Here is a 17,011-nt window from a genome sequence, read left to right on the forward strand (position 1 = left end):
TACGGAAGTACGGACCGCGGCGGGCCGTCGGGCCGGGCCCGGCAGCGCCCGGCGGGCACTACCCGGCCAGGTTGTCGGCCATCTCCTCGCTCAGGTTCGACTCCGTGCCCGGGATGCCGAGGTCCTGCGCGCGCTTGTCGGCCATCGCCAGCAGGCGGCGGATCCGGCCGGCGACCGCGTCCTTGGTCAGCGGCGGGTCGGCCAGGGCGCCGAGCTCCTCCAGGGAGGCCTGCTTGTGCTCCATGCGCAGCCGGCCGGCCGCGGCGAGGTGCTCGGGGACCTCCTCGCCGAGGATCTCCAGCGCGCGCTGCACGCGGGCGCCGGCGGCGACCGCGGCCCGGGCCGAACGGCGCAGGTTGGCGTCGTCGAAGTTGGCCAGGCGGTTGGCGGTGGCGCGCACCTCGCGCCGCATCCGCCGCTCCTCCCACGCCAGCACCGACTCGTGGGCACCGAGCCGGGTCAGCAGCGCGCCGATCGCGTCGCCGTCGCGTACGACGACCCGGTCGACGCCGCGGACCTCGCGGGCCTTGGCGGCGATCGACAGCCGGCGGGCGGCGCCCACCAGGGCCAGGGCGGCCTCCGGACCCGGGCAGGTGACCTCCAGCGAGGAGGACCGGCCGGGCTCGGTCAGCGAACCGTGGGCCAGGAAGGCGCCGCGCCAGGCCGCCTCGGCGTCGCAGGTGGCCCCGGAGACCACCTGCGGCGGCAGCCCGCGGATCGGCCGGCCGCGGCCGTCGACCAGGCCCGTCTGGCGGGCGAGCTGGTCACCGCCGGCGACGACGCGGACGACGTACCGGCTGCCGCGGCGCAGGCCGCCCGGAGCCATCACGACCAGGTCCGAGGAGTGACCGAAGATCTCCAGGATGTCCTTGCGCAGCCGGCGCGCCGCGATCCCGGTGTCGAGCTCCGCCTCGATGACGATCCTGCCGCTCACCAGGTGCAGCCCACCGGCGAACCGAAGAATCGCCGAGACCTCGGCCTTCCGGCAGCAGGTCCGGGTGACGGGGAGCCGGGAGATCTCATCCTTCACCGCTGGCGTCATCGCCATGGGCCGATCCTTCCATGCATCCGAAAAATACGGTCGTACGCGGCGGCCAGCAGCTCCGGGTCGTGTTTCGGAGAACCTGCTTCCCTGGCCACCGGCGCCAGCTCGACCGCGGCACCGAAGCGCTGGGCGGCATCGGCGAGGGACTCGCGGTCGGGCACGGCGGCCTGGTCGGCCAGCACCACGTCCAGGGCGAGTTTAGGGGCGTGTCGGGCCAAAACCTCCAAATGACGCTGCGGAGAGAAGCCCTCTGTTTCACCCGGCTGCGGCGCGAGGTTCAGCGAGAGGACCCGGCGCGCCTTGGTCGCGGTGAGCGCGTCGAGCAGCTCGGGCACCAGCAGGTGCGGGATCACCGACGAGAACCAGGAGCCGGGACCGAGCACGACCCAGTCCGCGTCCAGGACGGCCTCGACGGCCTCCGGCACGGCCGGCGGGTCGTTCGGCACCAGGTGCACGGACTGCACCTCGCCCGGGGTCAGGGCCACGGTGGCCTGGCCCCGTACGGTGTCCACGTCGTCCGGACGGGCCGGGTCGTGGCCCCGTACCAGCGCCTGGAGCTCCAGCGGGACCGCCGACATGGGCAGCACCCGGCCCTGCGCACCGAGCAGCTTGCCCACCAGGTCCAGGGCCTGGACATGGTCGCCGAGCTGCTCCCACAGGGCGACGATCAGCAGGTTGCCGACCGCGTGCTCGTGCAGGTCGCCGCGGGAGGAGAAGCGGTGCTGGATGACCCGGGCCCAGGTCTGGCCCCAGTCGTCGTCGCCGCACAGCGCGGCCAGCGCCTTGCGCAGGTCGCCGGGCGGCAGGACGCCCAGCTCCTCGCGCAGCCGGCCGCTGGAGCCGCCGTCGTCGGCGACGGTGACCACGGCGGTGAGGTCACCGGTGATGCGCCGCAGGGCGGCCAGCGAGGCCGACAGGCCCCGCCCGCCGCCCAGTGCGACCACCTTGGGCTGCGCGCCCCGCCGGCGCACGGAGCGGCCGTGGTCCTCGGCACGCCCCGCGGTCACCCGGCGCAGGCGGCGCAGCCGCAGGCTCCGTCCGGTCACTCGCGCCCCATGTCCCGGTGGACGACGACGGTCTCGACTCCCTCGGAGGCGAGGCGGGCGGCGAGCTTCTCGGACATGGCCACGCTGCGGTGCTTGCCGCCCGTGCAGCCGACCGCGATCGTCACGTACCGCTTGCCCTCGCGCCGGTAGCCGGCGGCGATCAGCTGGAGGAGCTCGGTGTAGCGGTCCAGGAACTCCTTGGAGCCGGGCTGGCCGAAGACGTACGCCGAGACCTCTTCGTTGAGCCCGGTGAAGGGGCGCAGCTCCGGGACCCAGTGCGGGTTCGGGATGAAGCGGCAGTCCACGACGAGGTCGGCGTCGACGGGCAGGCCGTACTTGTAGCCGAAGGACATGACGGTGGCCCGCAGCTCGGGCTCCTCGTCGCCGGCGAACTGGGCGTCCATCTTCGCGCGCAGCTCGTGCACGTTCAGGCTGGAGGTGTCGATGACCAGGTCGGCGTCGCCGCGCAGCTCGCGCAGCAGGTCGCGCTCGGCGGCGATGCCGTCGGTGATCCGGCCGTCGCCCTGGAGCGGGTGCGGGCGGCGGACCGACTCGAAGCGGCGCACGAGCGCGTCGTCGGAGGACTCCAGGAACACCGTGCGCCGGGTGACGCCGCGCGTGTCGAGATCGGCGAGGGACTCGCGCAGGGCGTCGAAGAACTGCCGGCCGCGGACGTCGACGACGACGGCGATGCGCGCCACGTTGCCCTGGGACCGGGCCCCGAGCTCCACCATGGTGGGGATCAGCGCCGGCGGCAGGTTGTCGACGACGAACCAGCCGAGGTCCTCCAGGCACTTGGCCGCCGTACTACGGCCGGCTCCGGACATGCCGGAGATGATCACCAGCTCGGGGATGGCCGCCTCGGCGGCCTCGCCGGGCTCCGTTGTCGTGCCCGTACTCACCTGTGCTCCGTCTCGGTCGTACTCGGTCATTGCTCGGTCCCCCGTTCGGACGTCGCTCCCGCGGATGCGGGGGGCTCGTCCTCCATGATCTCTCCTGTGGCCGTGTTCACGGCAGGAGCCGCGGGGACGGCCCGGGCGAGGGCCGCGGCCACGGTCTCCGCCGTCTTGCGTCCTATGCCCGGGACCTCGCAGATCTGGTCGATTGTCGCCTGTCTCAGCTTCTTCACCGAACCGAAGTGCTTCACCAGGGCGTGCCGGCGGCTCTCCCCCAGGCCCGGTACGTCGTCCAGCGGGCCCGCCGTGAGGCGTTTGCCCCGCTTGGCGCGCTGGTACTGGATGGCGAACCGGTGGGCTTCGTCACGGACCCGTTGCAGCAGGTAGAGGCCCTCGCTGGTGCGCGGCAGCACGACGGGGTCGTCCTCGCCGGGCAGCCAGACCTCCTCCAGCCGCTTGGCCAGGCCGCACACGGCCACGTCGTCGATGCCGAGCTCCTCCAGGGCCCGCTGGGCGGCCGCGACCTGCGGCCGGCCGCCGTCGACCACGACCAGCTGCGGAGGGTAGGCGAAGCGCTTGGGGCGGCCGTCGTCCTCGGCGGGGACGTCGTCGCCGTCCTCGGGGACCCACTCGCCGGTCTTGAGCTTCTCGCGCAGGTAGCGGCGGAAGCGCCGCGAGACGACCTCGTGCATGGAGCGGACGTCGTCCTGGCCCGCGAAGGACTTGATCTGGAAGCGCCGGTACTCGCTCTTGCGGGCGAGGCCGTCCTCGAAGACGACCATGGAGGCCACGACGTCGTCGCCCTGGAGGTGGGAGATGTCGAAGCACTCGATGCGCAGCGGCGCGCTGTCCAGCTCCAGGGCCTCGGCGATCTCCTCCAGGGCGCGGGAGCGGGTGGTGAGATCGCTGGCGCGCTTGGTCTTGTGCAGGGCCAGGGACTGCTGCGCGTTGCGGTGGACGGTCTCCATGAGCGCCTTCTTGTCCCCGCGCTGCGGGATGCGCAGGCTGACCTGCGAACCGCGCCGCCCGGCGAGCCACTGGGCGAGCGCCGGGGTGTCCTCGGGGAGCGCCGGGACCAGCACCTCCTTGGGGACGCTCTCGCCGCTCTCCTCCCCGTACAGCTGCTGCAGGGCGTGCTCGACCAGGCCCGCGGTGTCGACGGCCTCGACCTTGTCGGTGACCCAGCCGCGCTGGCCGCGGACCCGGCCGCCGCGCACGTGGAAGATCTGGACGGCGGCCTCCAGCTCATCCTCGGCGACGGCCATCAGGTCGGCGTCGGTGGCGTCGGCCAGCACGACGGCGTTCTTCTCCATGGCGCGGCGCAGCGCGCCGATGTCGTCGCGCAGCCGGGCCGCCTTCTCGTACTCCATCTCCTCGGCGGCCTCGTGCATCCGCTGTTCGAGGCGGGAGAGGTGGGAGCCGGTGCGGCCCGCCATGAAGTCGCAGAAGTCCTCGGCCAGTTCCCGGTGGTCCTCGGGGCTGATCCGGCCGACGCAGGGCGCGGCGCACTTGCCGATGTACCCGAGCAGGCAGGGCCGGCCGATCTGCGCGGACCGCTTGAACACTCCGGCGGAGCAGGTGCGTACGGGGAAGACCCGGAGCATCAGGTCGACGGTCTCGCGGATGGCCCAGGCGTGGGCGTAAGGCCCGAAGTAGCGCACGCCCTTCTTCTTGGGGCCGCGCATGACCTGGACGCGCGGGTACTCCTCGTTCAGGGTGACGGCCAGGGAGGGGTAGCTCTTGTCGTCCCGGTACTTGACGTTGAACCGGGGGTCGTACTCCTTGATCCAGGAGTATTCGAGCTGGAGCGCCTCGACCTCGGTGGCGACCACGGTCCACTCGACGGACGCGGCCGTGGTCACCATCGTGGCGGTACGGGGGTGCAGGCCGGCCACGTCCTGGAAGTAGTTGGCCAGGCGCTGGCGCAGGCTCTTGGCCTTCCCGACGTAGATCACGCGCCGGTGCTCGTCGCGGAACCGGTAGACCCCCGGGGAGTCGGGGATCTGACCCGGCTGGGGGCGGTAGCTGGAAGGGTCGGCCATGGGTCCAACCCTACTTGCGGGGTGTGACAACCGGGCCTCTGTGCCCCGCCCGGGCAGCGGGCGGGGCGCAGGGGGTGATCAGGCCCGGGCGTCCGTCCGGCGGGCCCGGCGGACGGCGAGCAGGCCCAGCGTCCCGAGGGCGAGGGCGGCGGCCGCAGCTCCGGCGGCCACGGGGACGTCGTTCCCGGCCCGCTCCGGGCCCGGGGCGGCCTGTGCGGCGGGGACGTGCGCCGGATCCTGGCCCTGGTTCTGCCCTTGGTCCTGCCCTTGGTCCTGGCCCTGGTTCTGCCCCTGGTCCTGAGCCGGGGCGTAGCCGCCGGCCGCGCCGGACTTCGCGTACGCCGAGCCCGGCAGCTTGCCGCCGTACGCCTTCGTCACCCGGGCCCGGTAGGCGTCGAGGGTGGTGCCCCCGGCGCCGACGGCCGTCACGGCGTCCTCGTCGAGCGGCAGGACCCGGTTCTCCCGGGCGACGTACCAGGCGTCGGTCTGGGGCTCGCGGAACACCGTCCCGCCGGGCAGCGCGGCGGCGCCGAGGGCGGCGTAGCGGAACTCGTCGTCGCCGCTCGCGATGTTCACGACCTGCCAGCCGGATCCGGTGCGCGCCGTCCACAGGGCGGCCTGCCGGCCGTCGGCGGAGACCGCCTTGCTGGCGAGGAACTCCAGCCGGGCCACGGGCGCGCCGGCCCGGCCGGCCACGAAGTCCGGGGAGAGGTAGTGCACGGGCAGGGGCTCGCCCTCGATCCGGGGCTGCGCGGCGGCGAGCGTGGCCTGCCCCTCGCGGGCGAAGAACTTCGCGAGGGTCTCCAGGGTGGCGGGCGCGGCGGCCGCCTGCCGGGCGGCCTCCCTGGTCTCGGCGGTGGCGGTCTGCGGCTGCGGGACGGGGGCCGCGGTGGCCTGCGGGGCGAGCCCGAGCAGGGTGGCGGCGGCGAGGATCCCGGTCAGGGCGGTGGCGCGGCGGGGCACGGTCATGGCGGTCACGCCCCGATCCGGTAGAGGGAGTGGGTCCAGGAGAAGGTGCTGTTGTCGACGTACCAGGCGTGCGAGGCCCAGTTGTAGCGGTCGCTGGAGGGCCAGGGGTCGCCCCAGTAGACCCAGCTGCTGGCGGTGTCGTAGCCGTAGACGACGTGCATGTGGCCGCCGCCGCCCGACCACTGGATGCGCGTCTCGACGGGCCGGCCCGCATTGATCTCGGTCTGGACCGTGGGGTAGCGCAGCCATCCGGTGACGTACGAGCCGGGGTTGACGCCCGCCCAGCTGAGGCCGTTCTGGACGTTGCCCAGGGTGGCCTGGTTGTTGGGGCATTCGGTGCCCTGCTGGCGGTTGAAGGCGGCGTTGCAGAACTGGTTCTGGCTGTAGCTGCGGCCGAACCAGGTGGCGATGGTGTTGCCGCCGGCGGCCCAGCACCAGTTCGTCTTCTGCTGTGCCTGCATGGTGATGTTCAGCCGCTTGGCGGCCAGGGCCGTTCTGCCGTCCGCACCGGCGTCGGCGGCGGTTGCCGTGCCGGTGGGCAGCGCGAACAGGCAGGTGGTGACGAGGGCGGCCAGGGGGAGCCGCCGGTTTCGGTTGCGCATCGCGTTCCTCCCGCGGTGGGGGGTGGGGATGAGAGGAGCGCGTCCGGACGCTGTGGAGGAGCATCAGGGTGTTGTCGCGATCAGGTCAACACGCTTCAATACACGGTGACATTGCAGTGTGAATGGCGAGACTGTGATGTGAACGTCTGCCGTCCTGCCACCTGCGCCCCTGGTGGACCGGACCGGCCGTCCGCCCCCTCACGCGTGAACGTTCACAGGAGGAGCCGCCGTGCGGCCGATCGGTGACCCCGCCGCTGATCTCGCGCAGACGCTGCGCGCCGGGCCCTTCCACCTCGCGCTGCGCGGCGCGCTGGCCGCGCGCGGCCTGCCGCTGCACCGGGTGCAGCACCGGCTGGCGGCGCGCGGCATCAAGGTCGGTGTGACCAGCCTCAGTTACTGGCAGCAGGGGGTCCGCCGGCCACGCCGTCCCGAGTCCCTCAGGGCCGTACGGGCACTGGAGCAGATCCTGGACCTGCCCGACGGGGCGCTGGTCCGGCTGCTGGCGGTGCCGCAGGGCTCCGCGCCCGGCTCCGGGCCGGCCACGACCGGCCGTTCCTACCGGCAACTGGTCAGCGTGGGGGACGCCGTGGAGAACCTGGTGGCCGCCCTGGAGCTGCCGGCGGACGGCGGCCTGCACACCGTCGGCCACCACGAGCGGGTCCGCATCGGCCCCGCCGGGGAGCTGTGCGGCCGCGAGTCGCAGCACGTCGTGCGGGCCCACCGCGACGGCATCGACCGCTACGTGGCCGTCCACCACGGCGACCCGGGGTGCGAGCCGGCCCGGGTCGAGGTCCGCGCGTACGAGAACTGCCGCCCCGGCCGGGTGCGCCGGCACCACGAGGCCGGGGTGGTCGTCGCCGAGCTCCTCTTCGACGCCCGGCTGCGCGCCGGGGACACCTACCTCTTCGGCTACGGCTTCGAGGACGGTACCGGCGGCCGCAGCCGCGAGTACGTGCGCGGCTTCCCGTACCCGGGCGGCCAGTACGTGCTCCAGGTCCGCTTCGACGAGGCCGCCCTGCCGGTCCGCTGCCGCCGGTTCGCGCAGAGCGCCGCGGGTGCGCCGCGCGGCCACCTCACCGATCTCACCCCCAGCGGCCGCCACCGGGCGGTCCACCTGGTCGAGCAGGGGGTGCGCCGCGGCATCCTGGGCATCGCCTGGGACTGGGACTGACGCGCGCGCCGCGCGCGGGATCCGGCGTCGGCCGGTGCCAGCCGGCGATCAGCCTGCGTCAGCCGGCGATCAGCCGGCCGTTCTCGGCCCTGACGGGCACCGGCGGGAGGGGGTCCGTGGCCGGGCCGCGCAGCGGCTTGCCGGTGGTGACGTCGAAACGGCTGCCGTGGCAGGGGCAGTTGCCCTCGCCGTCCTTGATCTTGTCCAGGACGCAGCCGGCATGGGTGCACTGGGCGCTGAACGCCTTGTACTGCCCCTCGGCCGGGCAGCTGACCAGCACCTTCTCCTGGCGGAAGAGCTTGGCACCGCCGACCGGGACATCGGCGGCCGCGCCCAGGTCGACGGGGGCGGTGGGGGTCGGCGGGGTGGCGCCGCCGCTGTTGGTCGCGGTGGAGCAGGCCGTGAGGGCCCCGGCACCGGCGGCCCCGGCGAGGGCGGCGGCGCCCTTGAGCACGGTACGGCGGGCGGCGGGCTGCGCAGGCATGGGTTTCTCCCGGGACGGGCGGTACGGCTGACCTCCGACGATACCGGCGGCGCCGGGGTGCGATACGAGCGGTACCGGGGCCTCCGCCCGGTGGGATACGTTCCGCGGTGTGATCGTCGTCGGCGGAGAAGCCCTGATAGACCTCGTGCCCGTGGCCGCGCCACCGGGCGCGCTGCTGCCCCGCCCCGGCGGGGGCCCGTACAACACCGCGCTGGCGCTGGGCCGGCTCGGCGCGGAGGTCGCCTTCTGCTCCCGGGTCTCCGAGGACGGCTTCGGCGACACCCTGCTGGCCGGGCTGCGCGCGGCCGGCGTGGACCTGTCGCTGGTGCGGCGCGGGCCGGAGCCGACGACGCTGGCGGTGGCCTCGCTGGCCCCGGACGGCTCGGCGGCGTACTCCTTCTACGTCGAGGGCACCGCGGACCGGCTCTTCGCCCTGCCGCCCGCCCTGCCGCCGCGGGCGCGGGCCCTGGCGCTCGGCACGTGCTCGCTGGTGCTGGAACCGGGCGCGAGCGCGTACGAGGAGCTGCTGCGCCGGGAGTCGGGGCGCGGGCTGCTGACCCTGCTGGACCCGAACATCCGCCCGGCGCTGATCGCGGACCCGGCGGCGTACCGGGCCCGGTTCCGGTCCTGGCTGCCGTACGTGTCGGTGCTGAAGCTGTCCGAGGAGGACGCCGACTGGCTCGGCGGCCGCGTGGACGACTGGCTGGCGGCCGGACCGCGGGCGGTGGTGCTGACCCGGGGCGCGGCGGGGCTGACCGTACGGACGCGGGAGGGCGGGGAGCACACGGCGGCCGCGCGGCCGGTGACGGTCGCCGACACGATCGGCGCGGGCGACACGGTCAACGCGGCGCTGCTGCACCGGCTGGCGGGCGGCGGCCCGGTCGACTGGCCGTCCACCCTGGCCTTCGCCGCCCGCGCGGCCGCCCTCACCTGCACCCGCGCGGGCGCGGAACCCCCGTTCGCGACGGAGCTCAACGCCTATGGCGGGCGGTGACCTGGTCCCGGGGCTCCGCCCCTGCGCCTCAATCGCCGGCGGGGCTGGAAAGGGTGCCCGGCGGCGGGGCGTGAGCGCTGGGCCGGCCGCCCCTGCGGGGGCCCCGCCCCCACACCCCCGCGCCTCAAACGCCGGCGAGGCTGGAGTGGGGCCCGGCGGCGCTGGGAGGTTGCCCGGAGACGCTGGGAGGTTGTCCGCCGCGGGGCTGGGATGCCGCGCAGCGGCATGTCCAGCCCGCGCGGCGTTTGAGCGCACGGGCGCGAAGCGCACGTATGGGGGCCCGGGGGCGCAGCCCCCGATCTTTGAGCCCCGCCGGCGTTTGAGGCGCGGGGCCCGGGGCAGCGCCCCGCCCACCCAGCCCGCCGGCGATTGAGGCGCGGGGCGTCGGGGCCCGGGCCGAGCCCCGACGCGGCCCCGGTCGGGGGGCGTCAGGCCTTGCGGGCCCGGGGGGTGCGCTTCGTCGGGGCCGCCGTCGTCTTCCGGGCCGCCGCCTTCTTCTTCACCGGCGCCCCCGCCAGCGCGGCCGCGTCCGAGATCCGGTCCGCCCCGAGGATGTCCCGCAGGAACTTGCCGGTGTGGCTCGCCCCGACCGAGGCGACCTGCTCCGGCGTGCCCTCGGCGACCACCAGGCCACCCCCGTAGCCGCCCTCCGGACCCATGTCGATGACCCAGTCCGCGGTCTTGACGACGTCGAGGTTGTGCTCGATGACGATCACCGAGTTCCCCTTGTCCACCAGCCCCGACAGCACCTTGATCAGCTTCGAGATGTCCTCGAAGTGCAGACCCGTCGTCGGCTCGTCCAGGACGTAGACCGTCCGCCCCGTCGACCGCTTCTGGAGCTCGGACGCCAGCTTCACGCGCTGCGCCTCACCGCCCGACAGGGTCGGCGCCGACTGGCCGAGGCGGACGTAGCCCAGCCCCACCTCGTTCAGCGTCTTCAGGTGCCGCGCGATCGTCGGGACCGCCTCGAAGAAGTGCAGGGCCTCCTCAATCGGCATGTCCAGGACTTCCGCGATGGACTTGCCCTTGTAGTGGACCTCCAGCGTCTCCCGGTTGTACCGGTCGCCGTGGCAGACCTCGCACGGGACGTACACGTCCGGCAGGAAGTTCATCTCGATCTTGATCGTGCCGTCGCCGGAGCAGTTCTCGCAGCGGCCGCCCTTGACGTTGAAGGAGAAGCGCCCGGGCAGGTAGCCCCGCACCTTCGCCTCCATCGTCTCCGCGAAGAGCTTGCGCACGTGGTCGAAGACGCCCGTGTACGTCGCCGGGTTGGACCGCGGGGTCCGCCCGATCGGGGACTGGTCGACGTGCACGACCTTGTCGACGAGGTCGTCGCCGTCGACCCGGGTGTGCCGGCCCGGCACCGACCGCGCGCCGTTCAGCTCGCGCGCCAGGTGCGTGTACAGGATGTCGTTGACCAGCGTCGACTTGCCGGAGCCCGAGACACCGGTCACGGCCGTGAGCACGCCCAGCGGGAACGATACGTCGATGTCCCGCAGGTTGTTCTCGCGCGCGCCGTGCACGGTCAGCCGGCGCTCGCCGTTGACCGGGCGGCGGGCGTCCGGGATCGCGATCGACTTCTTGCCGGACAGGTACTGCCCGGTCATCGACTCGCCGTTCTTCAGCAGCTCCTTCAGCGAGCCGCTGTGCACGACCTTGCCGCCGTGCTCGCCGGCGCCGGGGCCGATGTCCACGACCCAGTCGGCCACCTTGATGGTGTCCTCGTCGTGCTCGACGACGATCAGCGTGTTGCCCATGTCGCGCAGCCGGACCAGCGTCTCGATCAGCCGGTGGTTGTCGCGCTGGTGCAGGCCGATCGACGGCTCGTCCAGCACGTACAGCACGCCCACCAGGCCGGAGCCGATCTGCGTGGCCAGCCGGATGCGCTGCGCCTCGCCGCCCGAGAGGGTGCCGGCGGCGCGGTTCAGCGAGAGGTAGTCCAGGCCGACGTCGACCAGGAAGCGCAGCCGCTCGTTGACCTCCTTGAGCACCCGCTCGGCGATCTTCTTGTCGCGGGCGTCGAGCCGCAGCTCGCCGAGGAACTCCGCGCACTCGCTGATCGACATGGCGGAGACCTCGGCGATGGACTTCTCCATCACCGTCACCGCGAGCACGATCGGCTTCAGCCGGGTGCCCTCGCAGGTGGGGCAGTGCACCTCGCGCATGTAGCCCTCGAAGCGCTCGCGGCTCGCGTCGCTCTCGGCCTCCGAGTGCCGGCGCTTGACGAACGGCACGGCGCCCTCGAAGGCCGTCGTGTACGCCCGCTCCCGCCCGTACCGGTTGCGGTAGCGGACCTCGATCTGGGTCTTGTGGCCGTACAGCAGGGCCTTCTTCGCCCGCTGCGGCAGCCCGGCCCACGGGATGTCCGTACGGAAGCCCAGCTCGCCGGCGAGCGCGCCGACCAGCCGCTGGAAGTAGTCCTTGGTGTGGCCCAGCGACCACGGCGAGACCGCGCCCTCGTCGAGGGACTTCTCCTCGTCGGGGACGATCAGCTCCGGGTCGACCTCCATGCGCGTACCGATGCCGGTGCACTCGGGGCAGGCGCCGAAGGGCGAGTTGAAGGAGAAGGAGCGCGGCTCCAGCTCCTCGAAGGACAGGTCGTCGTACGGGCAGTAGAGGTGCTCGGAGTACATCCGCTCACGCTCGGGGTCGTCCTCGGCGAGGTCGACGAAGTCCAGGATGACCATGCCCCCGGACAGGCCGAGGGCCGTCTCGACGGAGTCGGTCAGGCGCCGCTTGGCGCTCTCCTTCACGGTCAGGCGGTCGACGACCACCTCGATGGTGTGCTTCTCCTGCTTCTTCAGGGTGGGCGGCTCGGAGAGCTGGATGGTCTGCCCGTCCACGCGCGCCCGGCTGTAGCCCTTGGTCTGCAGGTCCGCGAAGAGGTCGACGAACTCGCCCTTGCGCTCGCGCACCAGCGGCGAGAGCACCTGGAAGCGGCTGCCCTCGGGCAGTGCCAGCACCTTGTCGACGATCGCCTGCGGCGACTGCCGGGAGATGGGGCGGCGGCACTCGGGGCAGTGCGGCTTGCCGATGCGCGCGAAGAGCAGGCGCAGGTAGTCGTAGACCTCGGTGATGGTGCCGACCGTCGAGCGCGGGTTGCGCGAGGTCGACTTCTGGTCGATCGAGACCGCGGGCGAGAGGCCCTCGATGAAGTCCACGTCGGGCTTGTCCATCTGCCCGAGGAACTGCCGGGCGTACGACGACAGCGACTCGACGTAGCGGCGCTGGCCCTCGGCGAAGATCGTGTCGAAGGCCAGGGAGGACTTGCCCGAACCGGACAGGCCGGTGAAGACGATGAGGGAGTCGCGGGGCAGGTCGAGCGAGACGTTCTTCAGGTTGTGCTCGCGAGCGCCACGAACGATGAGACGGTCGGTCACGCCGGTCCGCACCTTTCTTGAGAGAGCGGGGCACGGAGCCCCGGCCGTTCCAGGGTAGGGGGCCGGGGGACGACCTCGGCAGCGGATGAAGTCTTCGGAACACCGAGCGTATAGCACGCGCATTCGATTTTCGGCACTCGGTCGGGCGCTTCACCCGATCGTGTGGCGGCGGCTAGGGTCGGATCATGATTGATCATGTGCACGACCTGCGATCTGTACGTGAGGCCACGGACCGGCTGCTGACCGCGGTCGCGAAACTGGACAACGCGGCTCTGGCGGAGGAGTCACTGCTCCCCGGCTGGACCCGCGGCCACATCCTCGCCCACCTCGCCCGCAACGCGGACGCCCTCGTCAACGTCCTCGAGGGCCGTCCCATGTACGAGAGCGCGACCGCCCGCGACACCGACATCGAGCAGGGCTCCGGCCGGCCCCTCGAAGAACAGCTGACGGACCTGCGGAATTCCGCGGCCCGGTTCCTCGCGACCGGCGAGCCGGCGCAGGACTGGTCCCGCACGGTGGAGCTGCGGGGCGGGGTCACCGACAGCGCCTCCCGGGTGCCCTTCCGGCGCCTGGTCGAGGTCGAGCTGCACCACGTGGACCTCGGCATCGGCTACACGCTCGCCGACCTGCCCGAGGAGTTCACCGACCGCGAGATCGACTTCCTCGCCGACCGCTGGTCCGGGCGCGCGGACGTGCCCCCGGTCACCTTGCGCCCCTCCCACGGCGAGGGGGTCTGGCACACCGGCGGCGCCGACGGCACCCCCGTGACCGTCTCCGGGCCCAAGGACGAGCTGCTGGGCTGGCTGGCCGGACGCGACCTCAAGGGCGCGCACCTGGCCGTCGAGGGCGGACCCCTGCCCGGGCTCCCGCCGCTCTAGGATTGCGGACATGACGTACAGCGGAGCGGTGAAGGTCGGCGGTCCGGCCGACGTGCACGAACTCACGGACCTCATGATTTCCAAGGTCGCGGTCGGCCCGATGAACAACAACGCGTACCTGCTGCGGTGCCGGGCCACCGACGAGCAGCTGCTGATCGACGCGGCGGCGGAGCCCGAGACACTGCTGCACCTGATCGGCGACGACGGCATCGCGTCCGTCGTCACCACGCACCAGCACGGCGACCACTGGGGCGCCCTGCGGGAGGTCGTCGACGCCACCGGCGCACGGACGTACGCCGGCGCGCTGGACGCCGAGGGCATCCCGGTGCCCACCGACGTGCCGGTCCGGGACGGGGACACCATCACGGTCGGGCGGGTCACGCTGACCGCCCGCCACCTGGTCGGCCACACCCCGGGCTCGATCGCGCTCGTCTACGACGACCCGCACGGCCACCCCCACGTGTTCACCGGTGACTGTCTCTTCCCGGGCGGCGTCGGAAACACCCGGGGCGACGCGGAGGCCTTCGCCAGCCTGATCGGGGACGTGGAGGAGAAGATCTTCGGACAGCTGCCGGACGAGACCTGGGTGTACCCGGGCCACGGCAACGACACCACGCTCGGCGCCGAGCGGCCGCACCTGGCCGAGTGGCGCGAGCGCGGCTGGTAACCCCCCACCACCTGCGCGGCCCCCGGCCCTCCCGTGCGCGGGAGGCCGGGGGCCGCGGTGCGCGGCCGCGCGCTGGCGAGATCTCGGCGGTGCTGCGTCAACCCCGGGATACGGTGCACTCCTTCCGGTCGAGGATGGACTTTCGCACCTCCTGAGCGTGCGGGAAGGGGTAGTTGCAGCCTCATGCACGATGATCACTCCTCCGCTTCCGCCCATGCCGCCGGCTCCGGCCCCGGCTCCCCCGACTCCGACTCCGACTCCCCCGGCTCCGGCCCCGGCTCCCCCGGTGCGACGCGCGGCCCGTCGATGCTGCGGCTCGCCTCTGCCTCGCTCGCCGGCACCGCCATCGAGTTCTACGACTTCTTCGTCTACGGCACCGCCGCGGCCCTCGTCCTCGGCCCGCTGTTCTTCCCGACGTTCTCGCCGCTCGCCGGGACCCTCGCCGCGTTCGGCACCTTCGGCGTCGGCTTCATCGCCCGGCCGCTGGGCTCGGCGGTCTTCGGGCACATCGGCGACCGGTACGGCCGCCGCCCCGTGCTGCTGGCCTCGCTGCTGCTGACCGGACTCGCCACGGTGGCGGTCGGCTGCGTGCCGACGTTCGACTCGATCGGGGTGGCCGCTCCCCTGCTGCTGCTCGTCCTGCGCTTCCTGCAGGGCCTCGGGCTGGGCGGCGAGTGGGGCGGGGCGGTCCTGCTGACCGCCGAGCACGCCCCCGAGCGGCGGCGCGGGCTGTGGTCGAGCTTCCCGCAGATCGGCCCGGCGGTGGGCTTCCTGCTCGCCAACGGCATGACCCTGACGCTCTCGGCGACGCTGACCGACGCCCAGTTCCTCTCCTGGGGCTGGCGGGTGCCGTTCTGGGCGGCCGGTGTGCTGGCGCTGGCCGGGCTGTGGCTGCGCCGGGCGGTGGAGGAGACCCCGCAGTTCCGGGAGCTCGCCGAGCAGGGGCAGCGGGCCCAGGCCCCGCTGGCCGAGGTGGTGCGGGGCCACTGGCGGCTGCTGCTGCTGACCGGCGGGGCGCTGGCCGTCGGGTACGCGACGTTCTACGCGGTGACCACGTGGGCGCTGGCGTACGCGACGGAGCGGCTGAAGGTGGACCGTACGGTGATGCTGGCCTGCATCATGGCGGCCGTCGCGCTCAAGGGGCTGGTGACACCGCTGGTCGCGGTGCTCGGCGACCGGTACGGCCGGCGCCCGCTGTGCCTGGCGGGCTGCACGGCGACCGCGCTGTGGATGTTCCCGTTCGTGGCGCTGCTGCGCACCGCGGACCCGCTGTGGATGACGGTGGGATCGGTGGGGGCACTGCTGGCGATGGTGCTGTCGTTCGCGGTGGTGGGGGCGTACCTGCCGGAGTTGTACGCGCCGCGGATCCGGTGCACGGGCGCGGCCGTCGGCTACAACCTGGGCGGGGTGCTGGGCGGGGCGCTGACCCCGATCGTGGCGACGGCGCTGGCGGACGGGTCGGGGCCGCCGTGGGGCGTGGCGGCGTACCTGTCCGGGATCGCCCTGCTGAGCCTGGCCTGCTACGCGCTGCTGCCGGAGACGAATCCGGCGCTCGTGGAGACGCGGAAGGGGGCGGCCGAAGTGGCCGCCCCCGCGTGATCCGCACCTGAAGCGCGCGACGCCGTGGGCGCCGGGGTACGTCTAGGCGTCGACGCTGTCCTGGCGGGCGGCCTCCTCGGCCGCCTGCTTCTTCGAGGCGATCAGGCTGGTGATGGTGGTGATCACGAGGACACCGCAGATGACGCCCAGGGAGACGGGGATGGAGATCTGCGGGACGTGGACACCGGACTCGTGCAGGGCGTGCAGCACCAGCTTGACGCCGATGAAGCCCAGGATGATGGACAGGCCGTAGCTGAGGTGGACCAGCTTCTCGAGCAGGCCGCCGATGAGGAAGTACAGCTGGCGCAGGCCCATCAGGGCGAAGGCGTTGGCGGTGAAGACGATGTACGGGTCCTGGGTGAGGCCGAAGATCGCGGGGATCGAGTCCAGGGCGAAGAGGACGTCGGTGGTGCCGATGGCCAGCATCACGATCATCAGCGGGGTCAGGATCCGCTTGCCGTTGCGCTGGATGAAGAGCTTGGTGCCGTGGTACTGGTCGGCGACGCCGAACTTCTTCTCGACCGACTTCAGGAGGCGGTTCTCCTCGAACTCGTCCTCGTCCTCGTCCTTGCGCGCCTCCTGGATGAGCTTCCAGGCGGTGTAGATCAGGAACGCGCCGAAGATGTAGAAGACCCACGAGAAGCTGGAGATGATCGCGGCGCCGGCGGCGATGAAGATCGCGCGCAGGACGAGGGCGATCAGGACGCCCACGAGCAGCACGCGCTGCTGGAGGTGGGAGGGCACCGCGAACTTCGCCATGATCAGGACGAAGACGAAGAGGTTGTCGACGCTCAGCGACTTCTCGGTGATGAAGCCCGCGAAGAACTCCCCGGAAGCCTGGGCGCTGCCGAAGAACCACAGGCCGAGGCCGAAGAGGGCGGCGAGGACGATCCAGACGACCGTCCAGGTACCGGCCTCCTTGATCGACACGTCATGGGGCTTGCGGCCGATCAGGAAATCGGCGCCGATGAGGATGCTCAGACCAGCAATGGTCAGCACCCACGTATACAACGAAACGTCCACGGTTCACGCCTCCGGCAGATGGCTCAACAAGGTCAGCGACATCGCTGCCGGAGGTCTCTTCCACCCGGGCCGCACCACGGCCGCGGGCCGGCGCCCCGGGACCGGTCACGGTCCGTACTGACGGGAACGCCGCGCAGGAAACAGCAGGAATACTCCCCTCCGCACACATGAGCGTACCCGGAGGGGAGCTTTTGGTAAAGAGAGTCCCAAAGACG

At 72.7% G+C, this 17,011-nt stretch carries 14 protein-coding genes; 5 read left to right on the forward strand and 9 right to left on the reverse strand.

The window, feature by feature from the left end; all coding sequences use genetic code 11:
- Window positions 1–58 precede the first annotated feature (58 nt).
- The 6 genes from whiA to ACZ6KO_RS08650 form a co-directional block, all read right to left on the reverse strand.
- Entirely contained in the window at window positions 59–1,048 is a 990-nt protein-coding gene (gene whiA / locus ACZ6KO_RS08625) for a DNA-binding protein WhiA (RefSeq protein WP_179172094.1), read from the reverse strand.
- On the reverse strand, window positions 1,039–2,091 hold the full coding sequence (locus ACZ6KO_RS08630) for a gluconeogenesis factor YvcK family protein (protein WP_401447439.1): 1,053 nt from the start codon (window positions 2,089–2,091) through the stop codon (window positions 1,039–1,041). Before ACZ6KO_RS08630 ends, whiA begins: the two co-directional genes overlap by 10 nt.
- Window positions 2,088–3,023, reverse strand: a complete 936-nt coding sequence (gene rapZ / locus ACZ6KO_RS08635) for an RNase adapter RapZ (RefSeq protein ID WP_469301915.1) — start codon at window positions 3,021–3,023, stop codon at window positions 2,088–2,090. Before rapZ ends, ACZ6KO_RS08630 begins: the two co-directional genes overlap by 4 nt.
- A complete protein-coding gene (gene uvrC / locus ACZ6KO_RS08640; RefSeq protein WP_469301917.1) occupies window positions 3,020–5,029 on the reverse strand; it encodes an excinuclease ABC subunit UvrC in 2,010 nt (669 codons plus the stop codon). Before uvrC ends, rapZ begins: the two co-directional genes overlap by 4 nt.
- Window positions 5,030–5,107: 78 nt before the next feature.
- Window positions 5,108–5,998 carry a hypothetical protein gene (locus tag ACZ6KO_RS08645; protein ID WP_469303771.1) on the reverse strand — a complete coding sequence of 297 codons (891 nt, stop codon included), beginning with the start codon at window positions 5,996–5,998 and terminating at the stop codon, window positions 5,108–5,110.
- 5 nt (window positions 5,999–6,003) lie between these two features.
- Window positions 6,004–6,600, reverse strand: a complete 597-nt coding sequence (locus ACZ6KO_RS08650; RefSeq protein WP_469301919.1) for a papain-like cysteine protease family protein — start codon at window positions 6,598–6,600, stop codon at window positions 6,004–6,006.
- 238 nt (window positions 6,601–6,838) lie between these two features.
- Between ACZ6KO_RS08650 and ACZ6KO_RS08655 the strand changes: the two genes are divergently transcribed.
- Window positions 6,839–7,771, forward strand: a complete 933-nt coding sequence (locus ACZ6KO_RS08655; RefSeq protein ID WP_469303773.1) for a hypothetical protein — start codon at window positions 6,839–6,841, stop codon at window positions 7,769–7,771.
- A gap of 58 nt (window positions 7,772–7,829) precedes the next feature.
- Here the strand turns inward: ACZ6KO_RS08655 and ACZ6KO_RS08660 are convergent, their stop codons facing one another.
- The gene (locus ACZ6KO_RS08660; RefSeq protein WP_469301922.1) at window positions 7,830–8,255 is read right to left on the reverse strand and encodes a Rieske (2Fe-2S) protein; all 426 of its coding nucleotides are present in this window, start codon (window positions 8,253–8,255) and stop codon (window positions 7,830–7,832) included.
- A gap of 109 nt (window positions 8,256–8,364) precedes the next feature.
- On the opposite strand from ACZ6KO_RS08660, the gene ACZ6KO_RS08665 reads away from it, so the two are divergent.
- Complete coding sequence (locus ACZ6KO_RS08665; RefSeq protein ID WP_469301924.1) at window positions 8,365–9,249, forward strand: carbohydrate kinase family protein; 885 nt, start codon at window positions 8,365–8,367, stop codon at window positions 9,247–9,249.
- A gap of 428 nt (window positions 9,250–9,677) precedes the next feature.
- Here the strand turns inward: ACZ6KO_RS08665 and uvrA are convergent, their stop codons facing one another.
- Window positions 9,678–12,629 carry an excinuclease ABC subunit UvrA gene (gene uvrA / locus ACZ6KO_RS08670; protein ID WP_469301926.1) on the reverse strand — a complete coding sequence of 984 codons (2,952 nt, stop codon included), beginning with the start codon at window positions 12,627–12,629 and terminating at the stop codon, window positions 9,678–9,680.
- A 185-nt stretch (window positions 12,630–12,814) separates the two neighbouring features.
- Between uvrA and ACZ6KO_RS08675 the strand changes: the two genes are divergently transcribed.
- From ACZ6KO_RS08675 to ACZ6KO_RS08685, 3 genes are all read left to right on the forward strand, one after another.
- Window positions 12,815–13,507: a maleylpyruvate isomerase family mycothiol-dependent enzyme gene (locus tag ACZ6KO_RS08675; RefSeq protein ID WP_469301928.1), complete on the forward strand. Its 693-nt coding sequence runs from the start codon at window positions 12,815–12,817 to the stop codon at window positions 13,505–13,507.
- Between the two features lie 10 nt (window positions 13,508–13,517).
- Entirely contained in the window at window positions 13,518–14,174 is a 657-nt protein-coding gene (locus ACZ6KO_RS08680; protein ID WP_469301930.1) for an MBL fold metallo-hydrolase, read from the forward strand.
- 306 nt (window positions 14,175–14,480) lie between these two features.
- Window positions 14,481–15,773, forward strand: a complete 1,293-nt coding sequence (locus ACZ6KO_RS08685; RefSeq protein ID WP_469303775.1) for an MFS transporter — start codon at window positions 14,481–14,483, stop codon at window positions 15,771–15,773.
- Window positions 15,774–15,815: 42 nt separating this feature from the next.
- Here the strand turns inward: ACZ6KO_RS08685 and ACZ6KO_RS08690 are convergent, their stop codons facing one another.
- Window positions 15,816–16,796: a TerC family protein gene (locus tag ACZ6KO_RS08690; protein ID WP_469301932.1), complete on the reverse strand. Its 981-nt coding sequence runs from the start codon at window positions 16,794–16,796 to the stop codon at window positions 15,816–15,818.
- Window positions 16,797–17,011: the final 215 nt, after the last annotated feature.

The sequence above is a fragment of the Streptomyces sp. NPDC042102 genome, assembly GCF_055582305.1.